Annotated in this window: 14 protein-coding genes; 3 read left to right on the forward strand and 11 right to left on the reverse strand. The window is 64.5% G+C overall.

Features of this window, described 5'->3' with window-relative positions; genetic code table 11:
- Window positions 1-3 precede the first annotated feature (3 nt).
- Complete coding sequence (gene miaB, locus JGZ97_RS14450) at window positions 4-1353, reverse strand: tRNA (N6-isopentenyl adenosine(37)-C2)-methylthiotransferase MiaB (protein WP_207063355.1); 1350 nt, start codon at window positions 1351-1353, stop codon at window positions 4-6.
- A gap of 156 nt (window positions 1354-1509) precedes the next feature.
- Here miaB and JGZ97_RS14455 point away from each other — a divergent pair, with 156 nt between their 5' ends.
- From JGZ97_RS14455 to ptsP, 3 genes are all read left to right on the forward strand, one after another.
- Window positions 1510-1827 (forward strand): DUF1820 family protein, encoded by a 318-nt coding sequence (locus tag JGZ97_RS14455; protein WP_207063356.1) that lies wholly within the window; start codon window positions 1510-1512, stop codon window positions 1825-1827.
- 114 nt (window positions 1828-1941) lie between these two features.
- Window positions 1942-3462, forward strand: a complete 1521-nt coding sequence (locus JGZ97_RS14460; protein WP_207063357.1) for a diguanylate cyclase domain-containing protein — start codon at window positions 1942-1944, stop codon at window positions 3460-3462.
- 149 nt (window positions 3463-3611) lie between these two features.
- Window positions 3612-5930, forward strand: coding sequence for a phosphoenolpyruvate--protein phosphotransferase (gene ptsP, locus JGZ97_RS14465; RefSeq protein ID WP_207063358.1), 2319 nt, complete (start codon window positions 3612-3614; stop codon window positions 5928-5930).
- A 7-nt stretch (window positions 5931-5937) separates the two neighbouring features.
- On the opposite strand, the gene JGZ97_RS14470 is transcribed toward ptsP, so the two are convergent.
- The 10 genes from JGZ97_RS14470 to JGZ97_RS14515 all read right to left on the reverse strand — a co-directional run bounded on the left by JGZ97_RS14470 (window position 5938) and on the right by JGZ97_RS14515 (window position 17101).
- Window positions 5938-6882, reverse strand: a complete 945-nt coding sequence (locus JGZ97_RS14470) for a radical SAM protein (RefSeq protein ID WP_207063359.1) — start codon at window positions 6880-6882, stop codon at window positions 5938-5940.
- Window positions 6883-6967: 85 nt separating this feature from the next.
- The gene (locus JGZ97_RS14475; RefSeq protein ID WP_207063360.1) at window positions 6968-8425 is read right to left on the reverse strand and encodes an ATP-binding protein; all 1458 of its coding nucleotides are present in this window, start codon (window positions 8423-8425) and stop codon (window positions 6968-6970) included.
- Window positions 8422-9099 carry a response regulator gene (locus JGZ97_RS14480; RefSeq protein ID WP_207063361.1) on the reverse strand — a complete coding sequence of 226 codons (678 nt, stop codon included), beginning with the start codon at window positions 9097-9099 and terminating at the stop codon, window positions 8422-8424. Before JGZ97_RS14480 ends, JGZ97_RS14475 begins: the two co-directional genes overlap by 4 nt.
- A 5-nt stretch (window positions 9100-9104) precedes the next feature.
- Complete coding sequence (locus JGZ97_RS14485) at window positions 9105-9788, reverse strand: hypothetical protein (protein WP_207063362.1); 684 nt, start codon at window positions 9786-9788, stop codon at window positions 9105-9107.
- Between the two features lie 2 nt (window positions 9789-9790).
- Window positions 9791-10630, reverse strand: a complete 840-nt coding sequence (locus JGZ97_RS14490) for an SDR family oxidoreductase (RefSeq protein ID WP_207063363.1) — start codon at window positions 10628-10630, stop codon at window positions 9791-9793.
- 41 nt (window positions 10631-10671) lie between these two features.
- Window positions 10672-11328: a TenA family transcriptional regulator gene (locus JGZ97_RS14495; protein ID WP_207063364.1), complete on the reverse strand. Its 657-nt coding sequence runs from the start codon at window positions 11326-11328 to the stop codon at window positions 10672-10674.
- Window positions 11325-12893 (reverse strand): AMP-binding protein, encoded by a 1569-nt coding sequence (locus JGZ97_RS14500; RefSeq protein WP_207063365.1) that lies wholly within the window; start codon window positions 12891-12893, stop codon window positions 11325-11327. The genes JGZ97_RS14495 and JGZ97_RS14500 overlap by 4 nt, the downstream gene beginning before the upstream one ends.
- Window positions 12894-12896: 3 nt before the next feature.
- Window positions 12897-13547 carry a thermostable hemolysin gene (locus JGZ97_RS14505; protein ID WP_207063366.1) on the reverse strand — a complete coding sequence of 217 codons (651 nt, stop codon included), beginning with the start codon at window positions 13545-13547 and terminating at the stop codon, window positions 12897-12899.
- Between the two features lie 233 nt (window positions 13548-13780).
- Window positions 13781-14062 (reverse strand): hypothetical protein, encoded by a 282-nt coding sequence (locus tag JGZ97_RS14510; RefSeq protein WP_207063367.1) that lies wholly within the window; start codon window positions 14060-14062, stop codon window positions 13781-13783.
- A gap of 123 nt (window positions 14063-14185) precedes the next feature.
- Window positions 14186-17101, reverse strand: coding sequence for a valine--tRNA ligase (locus tag JGZ97_RS14515; protein WP_207063368.1), 2916 nt, complete (start codon window positions 17099-17101; stop codon window positions 14186-14188).
- Between the last annotated feature and the right edge of the window lie 25 nt (window positions 17102-17126).

Raw genomic sequence — 17126 nt, forward strand, 5'->3', positions numbered from 1 at the left:
AGGTTAACGGTTTTGATCAAGTTCTGAACAGATCAGTTCCCCGGCGAGGCTGTGGGGGAAGGCGCCGGTCACCCGGACGGTGGCGAAACGCCCGATCAGGTCGGGATCATCGCAGGCAAAATTGACCACCCGGTTATTTTCGGTGCGGCCCTGCAGTTTGCCCGGGTCCTTCTTTGAGAAGCCGCTGACCAGGATGCGCTGCTCGCTGCCGACCATGGCCTCGGAGATTGCCATGGCTTGGCCGTTGATGCGGCGCTGCAGTACGCTCAGGCGCAGCTTTTTGTCCTCGTCGGAGGTGTCGTCGGGCAGCTCCGCCGCCGGGGTGCCGGGCCGGGGGCTGTAGACGAAACTGAACGAGTTATCGAAGCCGATTTCGTGGATCAGGTCCATGGTGGCTTTGAAGTCCGCCTCGGTCTCTCCCGGAAAGCCGACAATAAAGTCCGAGGATAGGCTGATGTCGGGCCGGGCCTTACGCAGGCGGCGGATGATGGACTTGTATTCAAGCGCTGTGTGGCCCCGCTTCATGGCCATCAGAATGCGGTCCGAGCCACTCTGTACCGGCAGGTGGACGTGGCTGACCAGCTCGGGGATCTCGGCGAAGGCCTGGATCAGGCTGTCACTGAACTCCACCGGGTGCGAAGTGGTGAAGCGGATGCGGTCGATACCGTCGATGGCGGCCACCGCGGCGATCAGCTCGGCCAGGTCCAGCGTCTCCCCGTCGGCATCGGCGCCGCGGTAGGCGTTGACGTTCTGCCCCAGCAGGTTGACCTCCCGTACCCCCTGTTCGGCCAGCTCACCAACTTCGCGCAGGACGTCCTGCACCGGGCGGCTCACCTCTTCGCCCCGGGTGTAGGGCACGACGCAGAAGGTACAGTACTTGCTGCAGCCTTCCATCACCGATACGAACGCTTCCGCGCCCTCGACCCGGGGGGCGGGCAGGCGGTCGAACTTCTCAATCTCCGGAAAGCTGACATCCACGTGGCCGCTTTTTCCCTGCTGGGTCAGGTCCACCATTTCCGGTACCCGGTGCAGGGTCTGGGGGCCGAACACCATGTCTACGTAGGGTGCGCGGGTGCGGATCGCATCTCCTTCCTGGCTGGCGACGCAGCCGCCGACGCCGATCATCACGGCCGGGTTGGCCTCTTTGAGCTTTTTCCAGCGGCCCAGCTGGTGAAACACCTTCTCCTGGGCTTTCTCTCGAATTGAGCAGGTGTTGAGCAGCAGGAAATCCGCTTCCTCCGGCGTCTCCGTAAGCTCCATGGCGTGACTCTCACCCAGCAGGTCGGCGATGCGGGACGAGTCGTACTCGTTCATCTGACAGCCATGGGTTTTGATATAGAGCTTCTTGGTCATCGATAACTACCTGGAGGTGGCGCATGAAAACCGCCCATTATACCCGCATCGCAGGCTAAAGGCATAGGCAGCTGCTCGGATTTTGAGCGCCTTGCATTTTGGCCGGCCGTCCCCATATTCTCCCGCACCCGTGTTCGATCAACAGCGAGAGAGGCCATGCCCAAGCAAAGCATTTACCGCGTACTCTTTGTCAATCAGGACCAGTTGTTTGAGGTGTATGCGCGTCAGGTCTACCAGGGCGACCTCTACGGTTTTATCGAGGTGGAAGAGTTCGTTTTCGGCAGTCGCAGCCAGATGGTGGTCGACCCGGGGGAGGAGAAGCTCAAGAACACCTTTGCCCAGGTCAAGCGCAGTTTTATTCCCATGCACGCGGTGGTGCGGATCGACGAAGTGGACAAGGAAGGCGTGAGCAAGATCAGCGAGGCCAAAGGGAAAGTCACAGCGTTTCCGCCGTCCGCTCCCCCGAGAAAGTGAATTTGACGTTGATATTTGTCAACGAGAGCCGTTCCTTTGGTTGAAAAGGGGCAAGCAGACGCCAAAATGGTTACAGGCGGCGGCCACCGGGGCTCGGCGCGATAGCATGGTGCGATGACATTGCCAGCGGATTTCCTGTTTTATTCGGACTTTAATTGCCCGTTCTGTTTTGCCCTCAGCGAACGTCTGCTGGTGATGGGGGAGGCGGGCAACGTGCACTGGCGCGGAATCCAGCACATGCCTGCCGCCGCCAGCCACGACGCCTCGCTGGCAGACCAGACCCAGTTGATCAACGAGGTCTCGGTGGTGCGCAAACGGGCGCCCGAGATCAATATCGTCACCCCCGGCTTCAGGCCCAATACTGCCCCGGCCAACCGCTTGCTGATGAACCTCGAGGCTCAGGATCCCAAGGCGCAGTCCCATCTGCGGACCCTTGTTTACCGCGCCTATTGGCAGGAAGGGCGGGATATCAGCGATCCCGACGTACTTGCCGAGCTGTGTGAGGCGGCGGGGCTCACGTTTCCCGGGCTTGAGCTCACTGAGGCGGGCGAGACGCTGTTGGCGCGTTGGCAGCAGGAGTGGGAAGGAGGACGGTTTCAGCGACGGCTGCCGGCGATGATCTCCCGCGCCCAGGACAAGCCGCTGCTGGGCTTTCCGACCTTTGATCTGCTGGCCGGTTTTTTTGCCGGCAGTGCGCTGCCGATTGCGCCGGAGAGTCTCGCTGCCTGCGAGCTGAAGCCCCGCCAGGTGGTATTGCTGGTGGGGCAGGGCATCGGCGAGCGGTGTAATACCACAGAGCTGGAAGCCGCCTACGAGATCGTCACCGTCGCCGATCCGGAGGCGGCGGATCGCTGGATGAAGGGCCAGTCCTGCCTGCCGGACATGCTGGTGCTCGATGCGCTGAGTCTGGGGGGCGATGCCTTCGCCTACTGCACCCTGCTGCGTCAGGACGCGCGTCACCGTCAGACGTCGATCATACTGCTGCTGCAGGGGGCGGACAGCGAGCAGGAGCTGGCGGCCTTTGACGCCGGGGCCACCGACGTCATGTTCGACCTCACCCATCCCAAGGTGTGCCAGGCGCGCCTCGATTTGCAGCTGCGGGCTACGCGCAGCACCGCGTTGCTGGCTTCACTGGCCCGGCTCGACCATTTGACCGAATTGCCGAACCGGCGCGAGTACGACCGCAAACTCGAAGAGGAGTGGTTGCGGGCCAGTCGCACGGGCACTTCGTTGTCGGTGATTCTGATCGATATAGACCACTTCAAGGCTTACAACGACCACTACGGTCATGCCCGGGGGGACGACTGCCTGCGCCAGGTGGCCAAGGCCATGGCGCGGACGTTGCGGCGCCCGGCCGATCTGCTGGCGCGCTACGGCGGAGAGGAGTTCGTTGTCCTGCTGCCTGAGACGCTGCCCCGGGGCGGGCGCAAGGTGGCCCAGGCTCTGGCCGAGGCGGTGCGGGAGTTGCAGTTGCCCCACGCGCACGCGTCCTGCGCGGATCACGTCACGGTCAGCATCGGCGTTGCGACCGGAGTACCCAAACGCCAGGGGGCGCCCCGGGAGCTGACTGAGCAGGCCGACGCGGCCCTCTACCGGGCCAAGAAAGATGGGCGCGACCGGATTCGGGAGGCCTGAGTCCCGAGCGGGCCAAAAGAGGTCGGTTTCGCCTCTTCCTCCGTCCCGGGCGCTTTCTTTTTTCGCGCCGATGATCGAATATGGGCAGGGACCCCGCGTTGTTCCATGGTCGGGCACCGCGCAATTTCGGACATCAGGAGTTAAGTCCCATGCCCAGTCTAGGCCGTCTTCAGCGAATCGTGCAGGATATCAGCGCCGCCGCGTCCCTAGACGAAATTCTTCGCATTACCGCCACCCAGGTCAAAGAGGTGATGGCGGGGGATGTCTGCAGTATTTACCTCATGGACAGCCACAGCCAGGAGCTGGTGCTGATGTGCACCGACGGACTGGATCCGGCGTCGGTGGGGCGGGTGCGAATGCCGTTGGGGGACGGCCTGGTCGGCCTGGTCGGGGATCGCGAGCAGGTGCTCAACATTGAAGACGCCCCGCAGCATCCGAACTTCCACTATTTTCCCGAAACCCACGAGGAGGCCTACCACGCCTTTCTCGGCGCGCCCATCGTCCATTACCGGGAGCTGGTCGGGGTGCTGGTGGTGCAGCAGCGCGAAGCCCGCCGTTTCGACGGCGAGGACGAGGCCTTCATGGTCACCATCGCCGCCCACCTGGCCGGCACCCTGAACCATGCCATCAACAGCGGTAAGGTTTCCAACCTGCTGAAAAGCAAGAAGAAGACCAACAGCTTCGTCAACGGCATTGTCGGCTCTACCGGGGTCGGCATCGGCCGGGTGGTCTCCGCCGGCGGCACCCTGAGTTTTCGCTCGGTGGAGGAGGTCTGCGCCCTGGACCGTGACGCCGAGCTGGCCCATTTCGAGCGCGCCCTTGAGGGGGTGCGCGAGGAGCTGGATGACGGCTATCAGCAGATGGCGGGCTCCCCCGGCGACGTGCAGGCTATCTTTGATGCCTACCGGCTGATTCTCGAAGCCGAGGATCTGCAACGCGGCGTGCGCGAGCGGATCGCCGGCGGGCTGGTCGCCCCGGCGGCCCTGAAGCAGGTGATCGAGGAGCACGCGGCCATCTTCGAGGCCATGGAAGACCCCTATTTCCGTGCCCGTGGCGAGGACATTCGCAATATTGGCCTGCGGATTCTCAAGTTCCTGGTTGAGCCCGACGCCCAGCCGGTCAGTTACGATCACCCCTGCATCCTGGTCGGGGACGTGGTGGGGGTTTCCGATATTGCCCAGATCCCGCGGGAGCGACTGGCGGGCATCGTCTGCATGCAGGGGTCGGCTCTCTCCCATACCGCGATCCTGGCCAGCGCCCTGGGGGTGCCGGCGGTGATGGGGGTCGGTGAGCTGCCGCTGAGAATGCTCTCGGGCAAGCAGGCGATTATCGACGGCCACCAGGGACGCGTGCACTTTCAGCCCTCCAGCGCCCTGTTGGCCGAATTTATCCGCCTGGCGCGCCAGGAGAGCGAGTTTGACCGTTCTCTGGACAAGCTCAAAGAGGAGCCCGCACGGACCACCGACGGATTCACCACCGCCCTGTACGTCAACACCGGCCTGCTCTCGGATATCTCACCGGGCCTGCAGCGCGGCGCCGAGGGGGTGGGGCTCTACCGCACCGAAATTCCCTTTATGGTCCACGAGTCCTTCCCCACCGAAGATGAGCAGTACCGGATCTACCGTAAGGTGCTGCAGGAGTTTCACCCTCGGCCCGTGACCATGCGGACCCTGGACATCGGGGGCGACAAGCCGCTGCCCTACTTTCCGGTCAAGGAGGACAACCCTTACCTGGGCTGGCGGGGAATCCGCTTCACCCTGGATCATCCCGAGATCTACCTGGGCCAGCTGCGGGCGATGCTGAGAGCCAACGAAGGCTTGAGTAACCTCAAGATCCTGTTGCCCATGGTCAGCAGCATCGACGAGGTGGACAGCTTTTTGCGCCTGCTCGAGCGGGCCATGACCGGCCTGCAGGAGGACGGGGTGGAGGTGGACAAGCCTCCGGTGGGGATCATGGTGGAGGTGCCCTCGACCATGTTCATGCTGGATTTTCTGGCCTGGCGGCTGGATTTCATCTCCATCGGCACCAACGACCTGACCCAGTACCTGCTGGCCGTGGATCGTAACAACAACAAGGTGGCCCGGCTGTTCAGCCGCTTTCACCCGGCGGTGATCCGCGCCCTTCACTACATCATGGAGCAGAGCCGCCACCACGGCCTCAGCGTCTGTCTCTGCGGCGAGCTCGCGGCGGACCCGGCGGCGGTGCTGTTGCTGCTGGGCATGGGGGTGGATGCACTCAGTATGAACGCCTACAGCCTGCCCCGGGTCAAACACGTGATTCGCTCCTTCAGCCGGAGCCAGGCCGAAGGGCTGGTGCAGAACGCGCTGCGTATGCACAGCGAGGGCGAGATCCGGGCCATGCTGATCCACGCCCTGGAGAGCCAGGGGCTGGACCACCTGACCCGCGCCGGCACCCGACCCAGCGTTGGCGGCCGGCAGATCGAACGCCGTCGCCGCCCCCGCGACTGAGCCGCTATCAGCCCGTGGCGATGAGTTTGCGCCCCAGGTAGCTGGCGGCTACCTGCAGCATTTCCATTCCCTGGTAACGCCCGCGCATGTTACAGCGGGTGCAGAGCTCGCCGCTGGCCTGAGTCTGCTCGCGGTGCTCAATTGCTTCGCGCACCCCCATATCGGCCACGTTGCCCAGGGTTTCGCCGTGGGCCATGTCGTTGTAGCAATAGAGGTAATCTCCCAGCGAGGAGATAAAGAGGGAGCTGTTGCGGGGAATGCAGCGGAACCGGTTGTGGCGTAGCTGTTGCATCACGTCCCAGAGGCCCGGCACGAAATCCAGGTCCAGGGCGTTGAGGTTGTAGCGTTGAATAATCTTGCGCAGGGTTCGGGTCTGCTCACGCTCCTCCTGGGTACCGGCGCGGTTGTAGAAGTTGGGCGACATGCGCAGGTCCGTGATGCCCTGGCTGTGGAACCACTCGATGGTCTCGGGCAGGGTATCCAGGCACTCGGGCATCGGGGTCAGGCTGATTGACAGGTGAGTCCGTTTCAGGAGGCGCTTGGCCGCCCGCAGGTTCTCCATCACCCGCCCCTGGTCCAGGTTGGTATGCACCGCCTTGTAGGTGTCCGGGTTGATGGATGAGAAGGAGACCATCACCATCCCCAAGGCGCCATCCAGGTGGCGCAGTTTCTCCTCGTCCAGGCGTTCGCCGTTGCTGACCAGGTCGAACTGGAGCGGGTGGCTGCGACAGCCTTCGATGTACTCCATAAAGCGCGGGTGGGTGGTGGGTTCGCCGTAGCCGGCGATCAGGGCGCGGCACAGGTCCTTGGGATTCAGGCGCTGCATGACCTGGGCGTACGTCTCGGGCGTCATCAGTTTGGGGTTGCTGATCACGTGGCGCGGGCACATGGCGCATTTGGCGTTGCACTTGCTGGTCCACTCGATATTGGCGGTCAGGCGGTAGCGGCTCATGGGGTTCTCCTTCCAGTCGGTCGTTGGGGAAGGAGCTTAAAGAGGCAAGCTTAAGGCAGGCTTAAACGCGGGCCCGGGTCTGGGTTCAGAGAGACGGCGCCTGAATCGTACGCGCGGGCTTGCAGGCGCCGGCGGCGGGGGCCTCGGCGCGGGGAAAACCGACTCGGACTTCGAGCCCGCTGTGCCCCAGGGGGCTGTCCCCCAGCTGGAGTTCGGCCCCATGACGGTCGCAGATCTGGCGCACGATGGCCAGTCCCAGGCCGGTGCCGCTGACATCCTGTCCGGCCAGCCGGTAAAAGCGCTGCAGCACCCGCTGGCGCTCTTCCAACGGAATGCCGGGCCCGGTATCGGCCACGCCGAGCCACACCCGCTGTTCGTCGTGCCAGAGCCGCAGCGCGATCTCGCCGGCGAGGGGGGTGTAGCGGCTGGCGTTGTCGAGCAGGTTGCGCACCAGGATGGTGAGGCCGGTGGGGTTAGCGCTGATGTGCAGGCCCGGCTCGCCGTCCAGGGTCAGGTGCTGGGCGCGGTTGAGGGCCTTGGGAGCAAACTCGGCCACTACTGAGCGCACCAGCGGCAACGGGTCCAGGGTGGTGGTGTCCTGGTCGGCGAACTCGAGCCGGCTCAGGGTCAGCAGTTGTTCCACCACGTGGGTCATGGTATCGACCCCGGCGATGATGCGTGCGGCCGGTTCGGCGCTGCTGTCCTCAAGTTGGCGGGAGAGGTTCTGGGCGTGGATGCGGATGCCGGCCAGGGGGGTGCGTAGCTCGTGGGCTGCATCGGCGGTGAAGCGGCGCTCGCGTTCCAGCGCCGAGGCCAGCCGCGCCAGCAGACCGTTGATCGCCTCCACCACTGCCTGGGTCTCGCGGGGCTCCTCCCGGCTCTCCAGGGGCTCGAGGTGCTCGGGGGTGCGTGCCACCAGTTGCCGTCGAATGCGGCGCAGGGGCGCCAGCCCGCGGCGCACGATCAGCCAGATCAGCACCCCGATGATCGGAATCATCAGGGCCAGGGGCAGCAGGGTATGGGCGACGATTTCGTCGGTCAGCTCCTGGCGGACGTCGTCACGTTGCCCGACCTTGATCCAGAGATTCAGGCCCGGATCGTGGAGCGTGAAAGTGCGCCAGCTGTGAGACCCCAGCCGTTCACCGGCATAGCCCGGGCTGGGCGAGAAGCCGAGGCCCGGCGTCTGGGGGAGGCTGCTGAGGAGCTCCTCGCCGGCCTCGTTCCAGACCACGAACGCCAGTTTGCTCTCGTAGCGGTGCCCCTCAGGGAGCGCCTCGGGGAGGTCCTCGTTCCCGCCGTCTTCGGGGCCGGGGCTGACAAAGGGTTTGTATTTCAGCGCGTCGCGCAGCTGCGACAGGTGAGTGCGCTTGAGCTGCAGCCCGAGCAGGCTTTGCAGTACCCGGGCCATCTGGGCCAGCTCTGCGTCGAACAGCTCCTCCACCTCGTGGGTGCTGTCGCGGTAGCTCCACAGGGCGGCCACCAGGGTGACGCTGAGGACCGTGGCCAGCAGGCTGATCAGCAGAAAGCGGCTAATCGACTTCAAGCGTCGGCTCCTTGTCGCGCAGGGGCGATGCGATAGCCCACGCCACGGATGGTTTTGATCAGCTCGCTGCCCAGCTTCTTGCGCAGGTGGTGAATGTGGACCTCCACGGTGTTGCTCTCCACTTCGTCATTCCAGCCATACAGGCGCTCACCCAGCTGGTCGCGGGTCAACACCTGGCCGGGATGGTGCAGAAACTCCAGCAACAGCCCGTACTCCCGCCGTGACAGGGGCACTTCCCGCCCCCCCAGTCGCACTTCCCGCGTTGCCGGATCCACCTCCAGCTCCCCGTGCTGAATCAGCGGACTGCTGTAACCGGCGTGGCGCCTGAGCAGGGCGCGTACCCGCGCCTGCAGCTCGTCCAGGTCGAAGGGCTTGACCAGGTAGTCGTCGGCGCCGCCGTCGAGCCCCCGGACCCGGTCCGCGACCTGGTCCCGGGCGGTCAGGATCAGTACCGGCAGAGTATCGCCGCGGCGGCGCAGCCGGTTCAGGACCTCGAGGCCGTCCAGGTCCGGCAGCCCCAGGTCCAGGATCAGCAGGTCAAAGCCGTTGTTGGTCAGCGCCAGCAAGCCATGTTCGCCGGTGCGCAGCCAGTCCAGGGTTTCGCCGCTGCGGGTCAGGGCGTCCTGAATACCCTGGCCGAGCAGGGGGTCGTCTTCGATCAGCAGCAGTCGCATTCAGCCTAGGTATCCTTGTCGTCAATTTGCGCCAGGAGGTTACGAATCTCCTGGCGCCGTCCCTGGTCGGCCAGTTCGCGGCCGGGGCGCTGAGGGGCGGCGAGCGCCCGTTCCAGCGCCTTGCGCGCCGCGCCGTACTCCTGTTGGGCCACCAGGAAGTCGGCGTAGAAGAAGTTGCTGTCGATGCCGTACGGATCGATGTTCAGCGCCTGCTCCAGCAGGGAGCGGGCCTTCTTGTCGCTGCCGAAGCTGATCGGCCAACCGGGAACCTGGTAGTAGAGGGCGCCGAGACTGGTATAGGCCGAGCCTGCCAGCGCCTCAGGATCCTGCTCGATGGCCTGCTCGAAGCAATCACGCGCTTCGCCGACCAGCTTGAGGGCCCCAAGCCCGCCTTTCTCACCGGCCCAGGTGCTGAGGATAATACCTTCCCAGATCAGCAGCTCCGGGCTTTCAGGATACTGCGCATGGCGCTCCTTAGCCAGTTGGGCCAGCTGTTCCAACGCGGCCTCCCGCTTATCCTCGGGAAACTGGTAGCGGATTTCGGCCCAGCGCTGCTGTAATTCGCCCATGGCGTCGGTCGTGGCCGGGTCCAGGGCCTGGGCGGGGAGTGAGAGGACGCCCAGCCACAGCATCACTAGGGGCGCCAGTGCCGGGCGGACGTGCTGGCGCAGGAGTTGGTACAGGGACATGGTCAGATCCTCGCTTCTTTCAATGGGTTGTCAGGGTCACCATCGGCGCTGGCATAGCGCTTGATGATGGGGAGTCGGCGGCTGATGGAAGATGACACCAGTGCGGGCCAGAGGCTGTTGATGCGCACGAACAGTTTTTCCGGCCAGCCCAGGTAGCGGTTGGTTTCGCCACTGGCCAGCTGCACGATAAGGGCGCGGGCGACCGCGGCAGGCTCGTCCACCTGATTGTGCAGCTCGCGGTTGAGGGCGCAGGCCGCATCGCAGTTGAGGGCGGTACGGGTGGCGCGGGGGGCGCAGTACTGCACCTGGATATTGCTGTCGGCGAGCTCGCGGTGAAGGGCTTCACTGAAGCCCCGCAGGGCGAACTTGGTGGTGCAGTAGGCCACGTAACCGGGGTGACCGATGGAGCCGAAGGTAGAGCCTACGTTGAAAATCCGGGCCTCGGGGCGGCGGAGCAGCATAGGCAGCAGGGCATGGGTAAGCAGGACGGTGGCGTTGAGGTTGGTCTGCAGCAGCGCCTCCAAATCCTGCTCGCGCTGGTTCTCAAAGAGGCCGAAGAGGTTGCTGCCGGCCAGGTTGATCAGCACGTTGGGCGCCAACCCCCGGGCCTCGAGCTTATCCGCCAGCTCCCGCCGCTGGCCCGGCGCACACAGATCGAGCGCAAGCCAGGCGTGGGGATCGGTTCCGGTTTCGGGCAGGCTCGAGGCCAGCTGCTCCAGGGTTTCGGGGTGACGGCCCAGGGTGATCACCCGGGCGCCTTTTGCTGCCAGCTGGTGCGCCAGCTCGCGGCCGATGCCGCCGGTCGCGCCGGTGAGTAACACCTGCATCTCTCTGAACTGCATGGGGGTCTCCTTGGCGTTCTGGTGTTCTGGGGAAAAATGCGTTAATCCACCGCGTTTGCCACATGATCGAAAATGGCGCCGTAAAGGTGGTAGAACGCGTTGGCGGCGTGAATGATGGCCCGCCGGTCCTGTTGGCTTTGAATGCGGTTGACCAGTTGTTCGTAAAAGCTGACATGCTCCTGATCCAGGGAGCCGTGTGAGCGCAGGTAGCGCAGGGCGTTGTCGGGGAGGCTCAAGCGGGCTTGAATCTGGTCGGCGGCCCGGGTGGCCAGCGCGCTGCTGGTACCCTCAAGCACATGGACCATGCCCAAGAGCGATACCGGGTTGTGCCGTTCAATCCCGTGGTAGGCATAGGCCACCATGGTTTCGGTGGCGAGACAGGGGCCGGCCTCCAACACGTCCACGGGGTCGCCGCCGGCGGCGGCGATGTCGGCCAGCACCCATTGCTCGTGGCCTCGCTCCTCGTTGATGTATTCGATCAGGGCCGGCTGCAGCCACTGCTGGTCGGCGTCGAGCCGGGCGCCGCAGGCCATCAGCAGGGGCACGGTATGGCTGACGTGGTGGTAGGCCTCGCCCAGAAACGCCAGGTAGCGGGGCAGCGTCACCTGACCGGCCAGGGTTTGCTCGATCAGAGGGCGTGCCAGCAGGTGTGCGCGAGCCGTCTCGGTGTGTTGCAGCAGCTGCTGGTAGAAACTCATACGGCCTCCTTGGCGTAACAGTGGTCAATGGTCTGCCGGTAGTGACGCTCAATGCTGTTACGGCGCAGGCGTCCGTTGCCGGTCAGCTGGCCGTTGGCGGCCGAAAATGGCATTTCGGAAAACAGCCAGTGGCGGACGCGGGCGTAGTCGGGCAGGCGAGCGTTACAGCGGTCGATCCAGGCGTCGATTGCCTTGACCTCGGCGCCGGGTGCCGGTGTGATCAGCGCCAGGTTGTAGGGGCGGCCGTCGCCGAACAGGCAGCACTGGCTGATCAGGGGGCTGGCGCAGAGTTCCGCTTCGACCCACTCCGGGGAGAGGTTGCGTCCAAAACTGGTGATAATCAGGTTCTTCTTGCGCCCCTCGATGTGCAGAAAGCCCTCGGGATCGAGGCGGCCCAGGTCGCCGGTATCGACCCAGGCCTCGATCGAACGAGCTTGGCGCTCGCCCAGGTAGCCGAGAAAGCAGTTGCCGCGCACTCGAATTTCCCCGTCTTTGGCCACGCTCACTTGCAGGTGGGCAAGCGGGCGGCCAACGGTTTGGAGCCGTTCGTTCTCGGGTCGGTTGAGGCTGACCACCGAGCCGCACTCGGAAAGACCGTACCCTTCGTAAACCGGCAGCCCCAGGGTGCGCGCTTGCTGCAATAGCTCCACGGGGACGTGGCCGCCGCCGACAGCCACCAGCTGTAACCCCTCGGGTGCCTTGTTTTGGGATGCCAGGTAAGTCAACGCCTGTAGCAGTTCCGGTACCAGGATCAGGCTCTGGGGCTCTGTGTGTTGCAGGTAGGCGCCGAGCTTGCGAAGGTCTACGCGACTGGCCCCTTCCAGGCCGGTGAGTCGGGTCGGGTAGAGGGCGCAGCGGGCGCCGGCACAGAGGGCCACCAGCACCCCCGCGACATTCTCCAGCAGGATAGCCAGGGGCAGCAGGGCGCTGTGTCTTTCAATCCCCAGCGGCATTACCTCGTCAACCAGCGTGTGGCAGAGACGGTCGAGGTGCTCAAGCCCCAAACAGACCCCCTTGGGTTGACCGGTGGTGCCGGAGGTGAAAGTGACCAGGGCAGTACCTTGGGGCATGGCAGGGTCTGTAATCGGCGGTGTAAGGGCGAGCGCGCCGCGGTGCAGATCGGGCAGCGGTTGCGCCTTGAGGTTCAGCTCGGTAAAGCGTTCGGGACAGTCGCATAGCAGCAGGTCGATGCCGGCCTGGGTGAGCTGGTGTTGAACCTGCTCAAGGCTGAAAAAGGGTGGAATCGGGACCACGCAGAGCCCGGCCTGGAAGGCGGCCAGTTGTGCGATCAGCCATTCGGGGCTGTTGTCCATCCAGAGTGCCAGGCGTTGTGCGCCGCACTTGGCGAAACCGATGGCCAGCGTGTCCACCCGGTCGCGCAACGCGGCGAAGGTCAGGACCGCGTCGGGGCTTTTCCTGTCTAGGCCACCCTCATCAAGGTCATTGATAGAGAGGCCATCTAAAAAAGGACCATCTGAAGAAGGGCCTACCAGCGCGATGGCATCGCCCCGGTGGTCGGCCTGCCAGTGCAGGCGCTCAAAGATGAACGAAGATGGGATTGGCATGGTTCAGCTCACAATTTTCAGTTGCCGGTCGGTGGCGGCATCGAACACCGGTAGCGCGCCGCGCTGGCAACGACGCAGCTGAGCCAGTCCGCGCCGCACGTGGGCCGCCAGTACCAGGGGGTGCTCCTCGTAGTAGCGCCCCCAGCGACCGGCGCCTTCCTTGAGACGGGCGGGATCGGCGGGCGTCAAGGGGATTAACGCCGCGCCGATTCCTAACTTGTGAAAACTGTTCAGCACCCGGGGGGTGGCGGTCATCACCACCCACTCGAACCCTTGCCGGTGCAGAAAACCGGCCAGGTGCAGGATCAGGTGCCGGGTCCAGCCGCTGGAGTGGGAGGCCAGGTTGCCCATTTCCAGGATGCGCTCGCGGGCTACCGGGCCACCGGCGTGGCGGGCCAGGTAGTGCTCGATGGGCTGCTCCAGGTACTGCTCCAGGAACAGGGGGCCTTCGGCGGCGCTCTGGTAGCCCACCGCGGCCTGTACATCCTGGCCGTCCAGGAGAGCGATCAGGTGACGGCTGTAGACATCGATGGCCGCCGCGTACTCTTCGGCAAAGCAGTGTTGAATGAAGGATCGTACCCGGCGCCGGTTATGGGGCGTGGCGATACGGAACAGCCGCGGCGGGTCGGTTTGCAGCGAAGCGGTGGCGTCCATGGCGGGTTCTCCTGAGGTCATGCTTGGGCATGCTAGAGGCTGAACCTTAAGACAGGATTAAGTCGCGCCAACAGCGGTGACCAATGACCAATGACCAACGACCAACGACGGGGCAGGGCTGTAACCCGCTGTGGGGGCAGGTTTCTGGGTGAACAGGGGCGGGCGCCCCTATGTGGGTACGGTGGGCGCGGTCACTCCCAGGGACGTCCGGGAACGGGATGGATGCCGGCGGCTCAGCCCCGGCCTTGCTCGTTTTCCAGCGCCTTGCGGGAAATGCCCAGGTAGAGGGAGATCAGCTGTACCGCCAGGGGCTGGTATTCGGGGTTGCGGGCGATGAGGGGTTGAATGTAGCGTGCGTCGGTCAGGACCCGGTCCAAAAAATCCAGGTCGTAATCACTGAGGGCTTCGCCCTGTTCCACCTGGACCTTCATGGCCAGGGTACGGGGCAGACGCTGGGTCTGCAGGCGGTGGATGAAGCTTGAGATAACGCCCAGGTCGGTTTGCTTACTGCTCATGGTTTGTTTCTTCCTGAAATACAACACGCAGGCTCTGCGCCTTTGCGCCCTGCCTGAAGCGGGGCGTAAAGGCGCGGGCCACTACAGGGCCGAACCGCCGCGCGGCGGCTCGGCCGGCCCGGGTCAGAGGGCGGCGATCTTGTCGTACTGGGCCTGCAGCCGTTCGCAGGCCGAACGGGCCTCCTCCAGCTTGGCCCGCTCCTTGGCCACCACGGCCTCGGGCGCCTTATCGACAAAGTTGGCGTTGCCCAGCTTGCCTTCCACCTGCTTGATGCTCTTGCTGAGCTTGTCCAGCTCCTTTTGCAGGCGGGCGAGCTCGGCGTCCTTGTCGATCAGTCCGGCCATGGGAACCAGCACTTCGGTCTCGCCGACCAGGGCGGTGGCGGCGAGCGGCGCCTCTTCGTCGTCTGCCAGCCAGCGGACGGAGGCGAGGTTGGCCAGCTTTTTCAGGAACTGCTGGTTGTTCTGCAGGCGTTCGGCATCGCCGGGAGTACCCTTGCGGAAGAGCACGTCAATGGGCTTGGCCGGAGAGATGGCCATCTCGCCGCGAATGTTGCGCACACCGACGATCACCCCCTTGAGCCACTCGATATCGGCCTCGGCGGCGGCGTCGATCTTTTCCGCCTTTGCCTCGGGGAAGGGCTGCAGCATGATGGTCTCGCCCTGGCGGCCGGCCAGGGGCGCCAGGCGCTGCCAGATCTCCTCGGTGATGTAGGGCATGAAGGGGTGGGCAATCCGCAGGGCCGCTTCCAGCACCCGCACCAGGGTGCGGCGGGTGCCGCGCAGCTGGGCCTCGCTGGCCTGCTCATCCCAGAGCACGGGCTTGGACAGCTCCAGGTACCAGTCGCAGTACTCGTTCCAGATGAATTCGAACAGGGCCTGGGAAGCCAGGTCGAAACGGAATTCCGCCAAGGCCTTCTCCACCTGCTCCTCGGTACGCTGCAGGCGGGAGATGATCCAGCGGTCGGCCAGGCTGAGGGTCACTTCGGTCGCTCCCGGCGTCCTGCCTCCCGCGACACTCTCACTTCCCTGTGCGTCACCGCCAAACTGACCGCAATCCCGGGGGCTGCCGTCCTCGTGTTCAGTGTTCATCAACACGTAACGGGCTGCGTTCCAGATCTTGTTGCAGAAGTTGCGGTAGCCCTCCATGCGGCCCATGTCGAACTTGATGTCACGTCCGGTGGAGGCCAGGGAGCAGAAGGTGAAGCGCAGGGCGTCGGTGCCGTAGGAAGCGATGCCCTCCGGAAACTCCTTGCGGGTCTGTTTCTCGATCTTGGCCGCCAGCTGGGGTTGCATCATGTTGGCGGTGCGCTTTTGCACCAGATCTTCCAGTGTGATGCCGTCGATCAGGTCCAGGGGGTCGAGGACGTTGCCCTTGGACTTGGACATCTTGTGGCCCTGGGAGTCGCGCACCAGCCCGTGCACGTAGACATACTTGAACGGCACCTGGGGCTTGCCGTCCTCGTCCTTCATGAAGTGCAGGGTCATCATGATCATCCGGGCGACCCAGAAGAAGATGATGTCAAAGCCCGTGACCAGCACGTCGGTGCTGTGGAAGGCCTTTAGCGCGTCGGTATTCTGCGGCCAGCCCAGGGTGGAGAAGGTCCAGAGCGCGGAGCTGAACCAGGTGTCGAGCACGTCCTCGTCCTGGTGCAGGGGCGCGTCCCCCAGGCTGTACTTGGCGCGCACTTCGGCCTCGTCGCGCCCCACGTAGACGTTGCCCTGGGCGTCGTACCAGGCGGGAATGCGGTGACCCCACCAGAGCTGGCGGGAGATGCACCAGTCCTGGATGTCGCGCATCCAGGCGAAATACATGTTCTCGTACTGCTTGGGCACGAACTGGATTTCGCCGTTTTCCACCGCCTTGATCGCCGGCTCGGCCAGGGCCTTGGTGCTGACGTACCACTGGTCGGTCAGCCAGGGCTCGATCACCACTCCGGAACGGTCGCCGCGGGGCACCTTGAGGGCGTGGTCGTCCACCTTCTCCAGCAGCCCCAGGCGCTCGAACTCGGCGACGATGGCCTTGCGGGCCTCGAAGCGGTCCTGCCCCGCGTAGGCGCCGGGCAGGGTGGGGTCCTGTTCGTGGTTGGGGGTGCCGTCGATGTTGAACACCTGAGCGCTGGCCAGTATCGCCGCATCGCGATCGAGCACGTTGATCAGCGGCAGGCCGTGACGCTTGCCCACTTCGTAGTCGTTGAAGTCGTGGGCCGGGGTGATTTTCACGCAGCCGGTGCCGAACTCCCGGTCCACGTAGTCGTCGGCGACGATGGGGATGCGACGGTTGACCAGCGGCAGCAGCACGAACTGGCCGATCAGGTTCTGGTAGCGTTCATCCTCGGGGTGCACTGCCACGGCGGCATCCCCCAGCATGGTTTCCGGGCGGGTGGTGGCCACCACGATGTGATCCTTGCCGTCCGCCGTGGTGGCGCCGTCGGCCAGGGGGTAACGGAAGTGCCAGAGGTTGCCCTTTTCATCCAGGTTCTCCACCTCCAGGTCGGAGATGGCGGTGTGCAGCTTGGGATCCCAGTTGACCAGGCGCTTGCCGCGGTAGATCAGACCGTCCTCGTGCAGGCGCACGAAGGCCTCCTTGACCGCCTCGGAAAGCCCCTCGTCCATGGTGAAGCGTTCCCGAGACCAGTCCACGGAGGAACCCAGGCGGCGAATCTGGCCGGTAATGGTGCCGCCGGAGGCCTCTTTCCACTCCCACACTTTGTCCAGGAACTTCTCGCGTCCCAGGTCGTGGCGGCTGACGCCCTGCGCGCCGAGCTGGCGCTCCACCACCATCTGAGTGGCGATACCGGCGTGGTCGCACCCCGGCTGCCAGAGGGTGTTGCGCCCTTTCATCCGCTGGTAGCGGATCAGGCAGTCCATGATGGCGTTGTTGAAGCCGTGGCCCATGTGCAGGCTGCCGGTGACGTTGGGCGGCGGGATCATGATGCAGTAGGGGTCGCCTTGGCCGGTGGGCGCGAAATAACCTTTCTTTTCCCAGGTCTCGTACCAGGAGCGTTCAATCGCGTGGGGTTGGTAGGTCTTTTCCATAGGGCGGTCTTATTGCATCTCTAAA

This window comes from Motiliproteus sp. SC1-56, assembly GCF_017309075.1.
In the GTDB taxonomy this organism is placed as follows: Bacteria; Pseudomonadota; Gammaproteobacteria; order Pseudomonadales; family Balneatricaceae; genus Motiliproteus.

Excerpts from the sequence above, each read along its gene's own strand:
- miaB (WP_207063355.1), bottom strand. The coding sequence starts at position 1,353 with ATGACCAAGAAGCTCTATATCAAAACCCATGGCTGTCAGATGAACGAG.
- JGZ97_RS14455 (WP_207063356.1), top strand. The coding sequence starts at position 1,510 with ATGCCCAAGCAAAGCATTTACCGCGTACTCTTTGTCAATCAGGACCAG.
- JGZ97_RS14460 (WP_207063357.1), top strand. The coding sequence starts at position 1,942 with ATGACATTGCCAGCGGATTTCCTGTTTTATTCGGACTTTAATTGCCCG.
- ptsP (WP_207063358.1), top strand. The coding sequence starts at position 3,612 with ATGCCCAGTCTAGGCCGTCTTCAGCGAATCGTGCAGGATATCAGCGCC.
- JGZ97_RS14470 (WP_207063359.1), bottom strand. The coding sequence starts at position 6,882 with ATGAGCCGCTACCGCCTGACCGCCAATATCGAGTGGACCAGCAAGTGC.
- JGZ97_RS14480 (WP_207063361.1), bottom strand. The coding sequence starts at position 9,099 with ATGCGACTGCTGCTGATCGAAGACGACCCCCTGCTCGGCCAGGGTATT.
- JGZ97_RS14485 (WP_207063362.1), bottom strand. The coding sequence starts at position 9,788 with ATGTCCCTGTACCAACTCCTGCGCCAGCACGTCCGCCCGGCACTGGCG.
- JGZ97_RS14490 (WP_207063363.1), bottom strand. The coding sequence starts at position 10,630 with ATGCAGTTCAGAGAGATGCAGGTGTTACTCACCGGCGCGACCGGCGGC.
- JGZ97_RS14495 (WP_207063364.1), bottom strand. The coding sequence starts at position 11,328 with ATGAGTTTCTACCAGCAGCTGCTGCAACACACCGAGACGGCTCGCGCA.
- JGZ97_RS14500 (WP_207063365.1), bottom strand. The coding sequence starts at position 12,893 with ATGCCAATCCCATCTTCGTTCATCTTTGAGCGCCTGCACTGGCAGGCC.
- JGZ97_RS14505 (WP_207063366.1), bottom strand. The coding sequence starts at position 13,547 with ATGGACGCCACCGCTTCGCTGCAAACCGACCCGCCGCGGCTGTTCCGT.
- JGZ97_RS14510 (WP_207063367.1), bottom strand. The coding sequence starts at position 14,062 with ATGAGCAGTAAGCAAACCGACCTGGGCGTTATCTCAAGCTTCATCCAC.
- JGZ97_RS14515 (WP_207063368.1), bottom strand. The coding sequence starts at position 17,101 with ATGGAAAAGACCTACCAACCCCACGCGATTGAACGCTCCTGGTACGAG.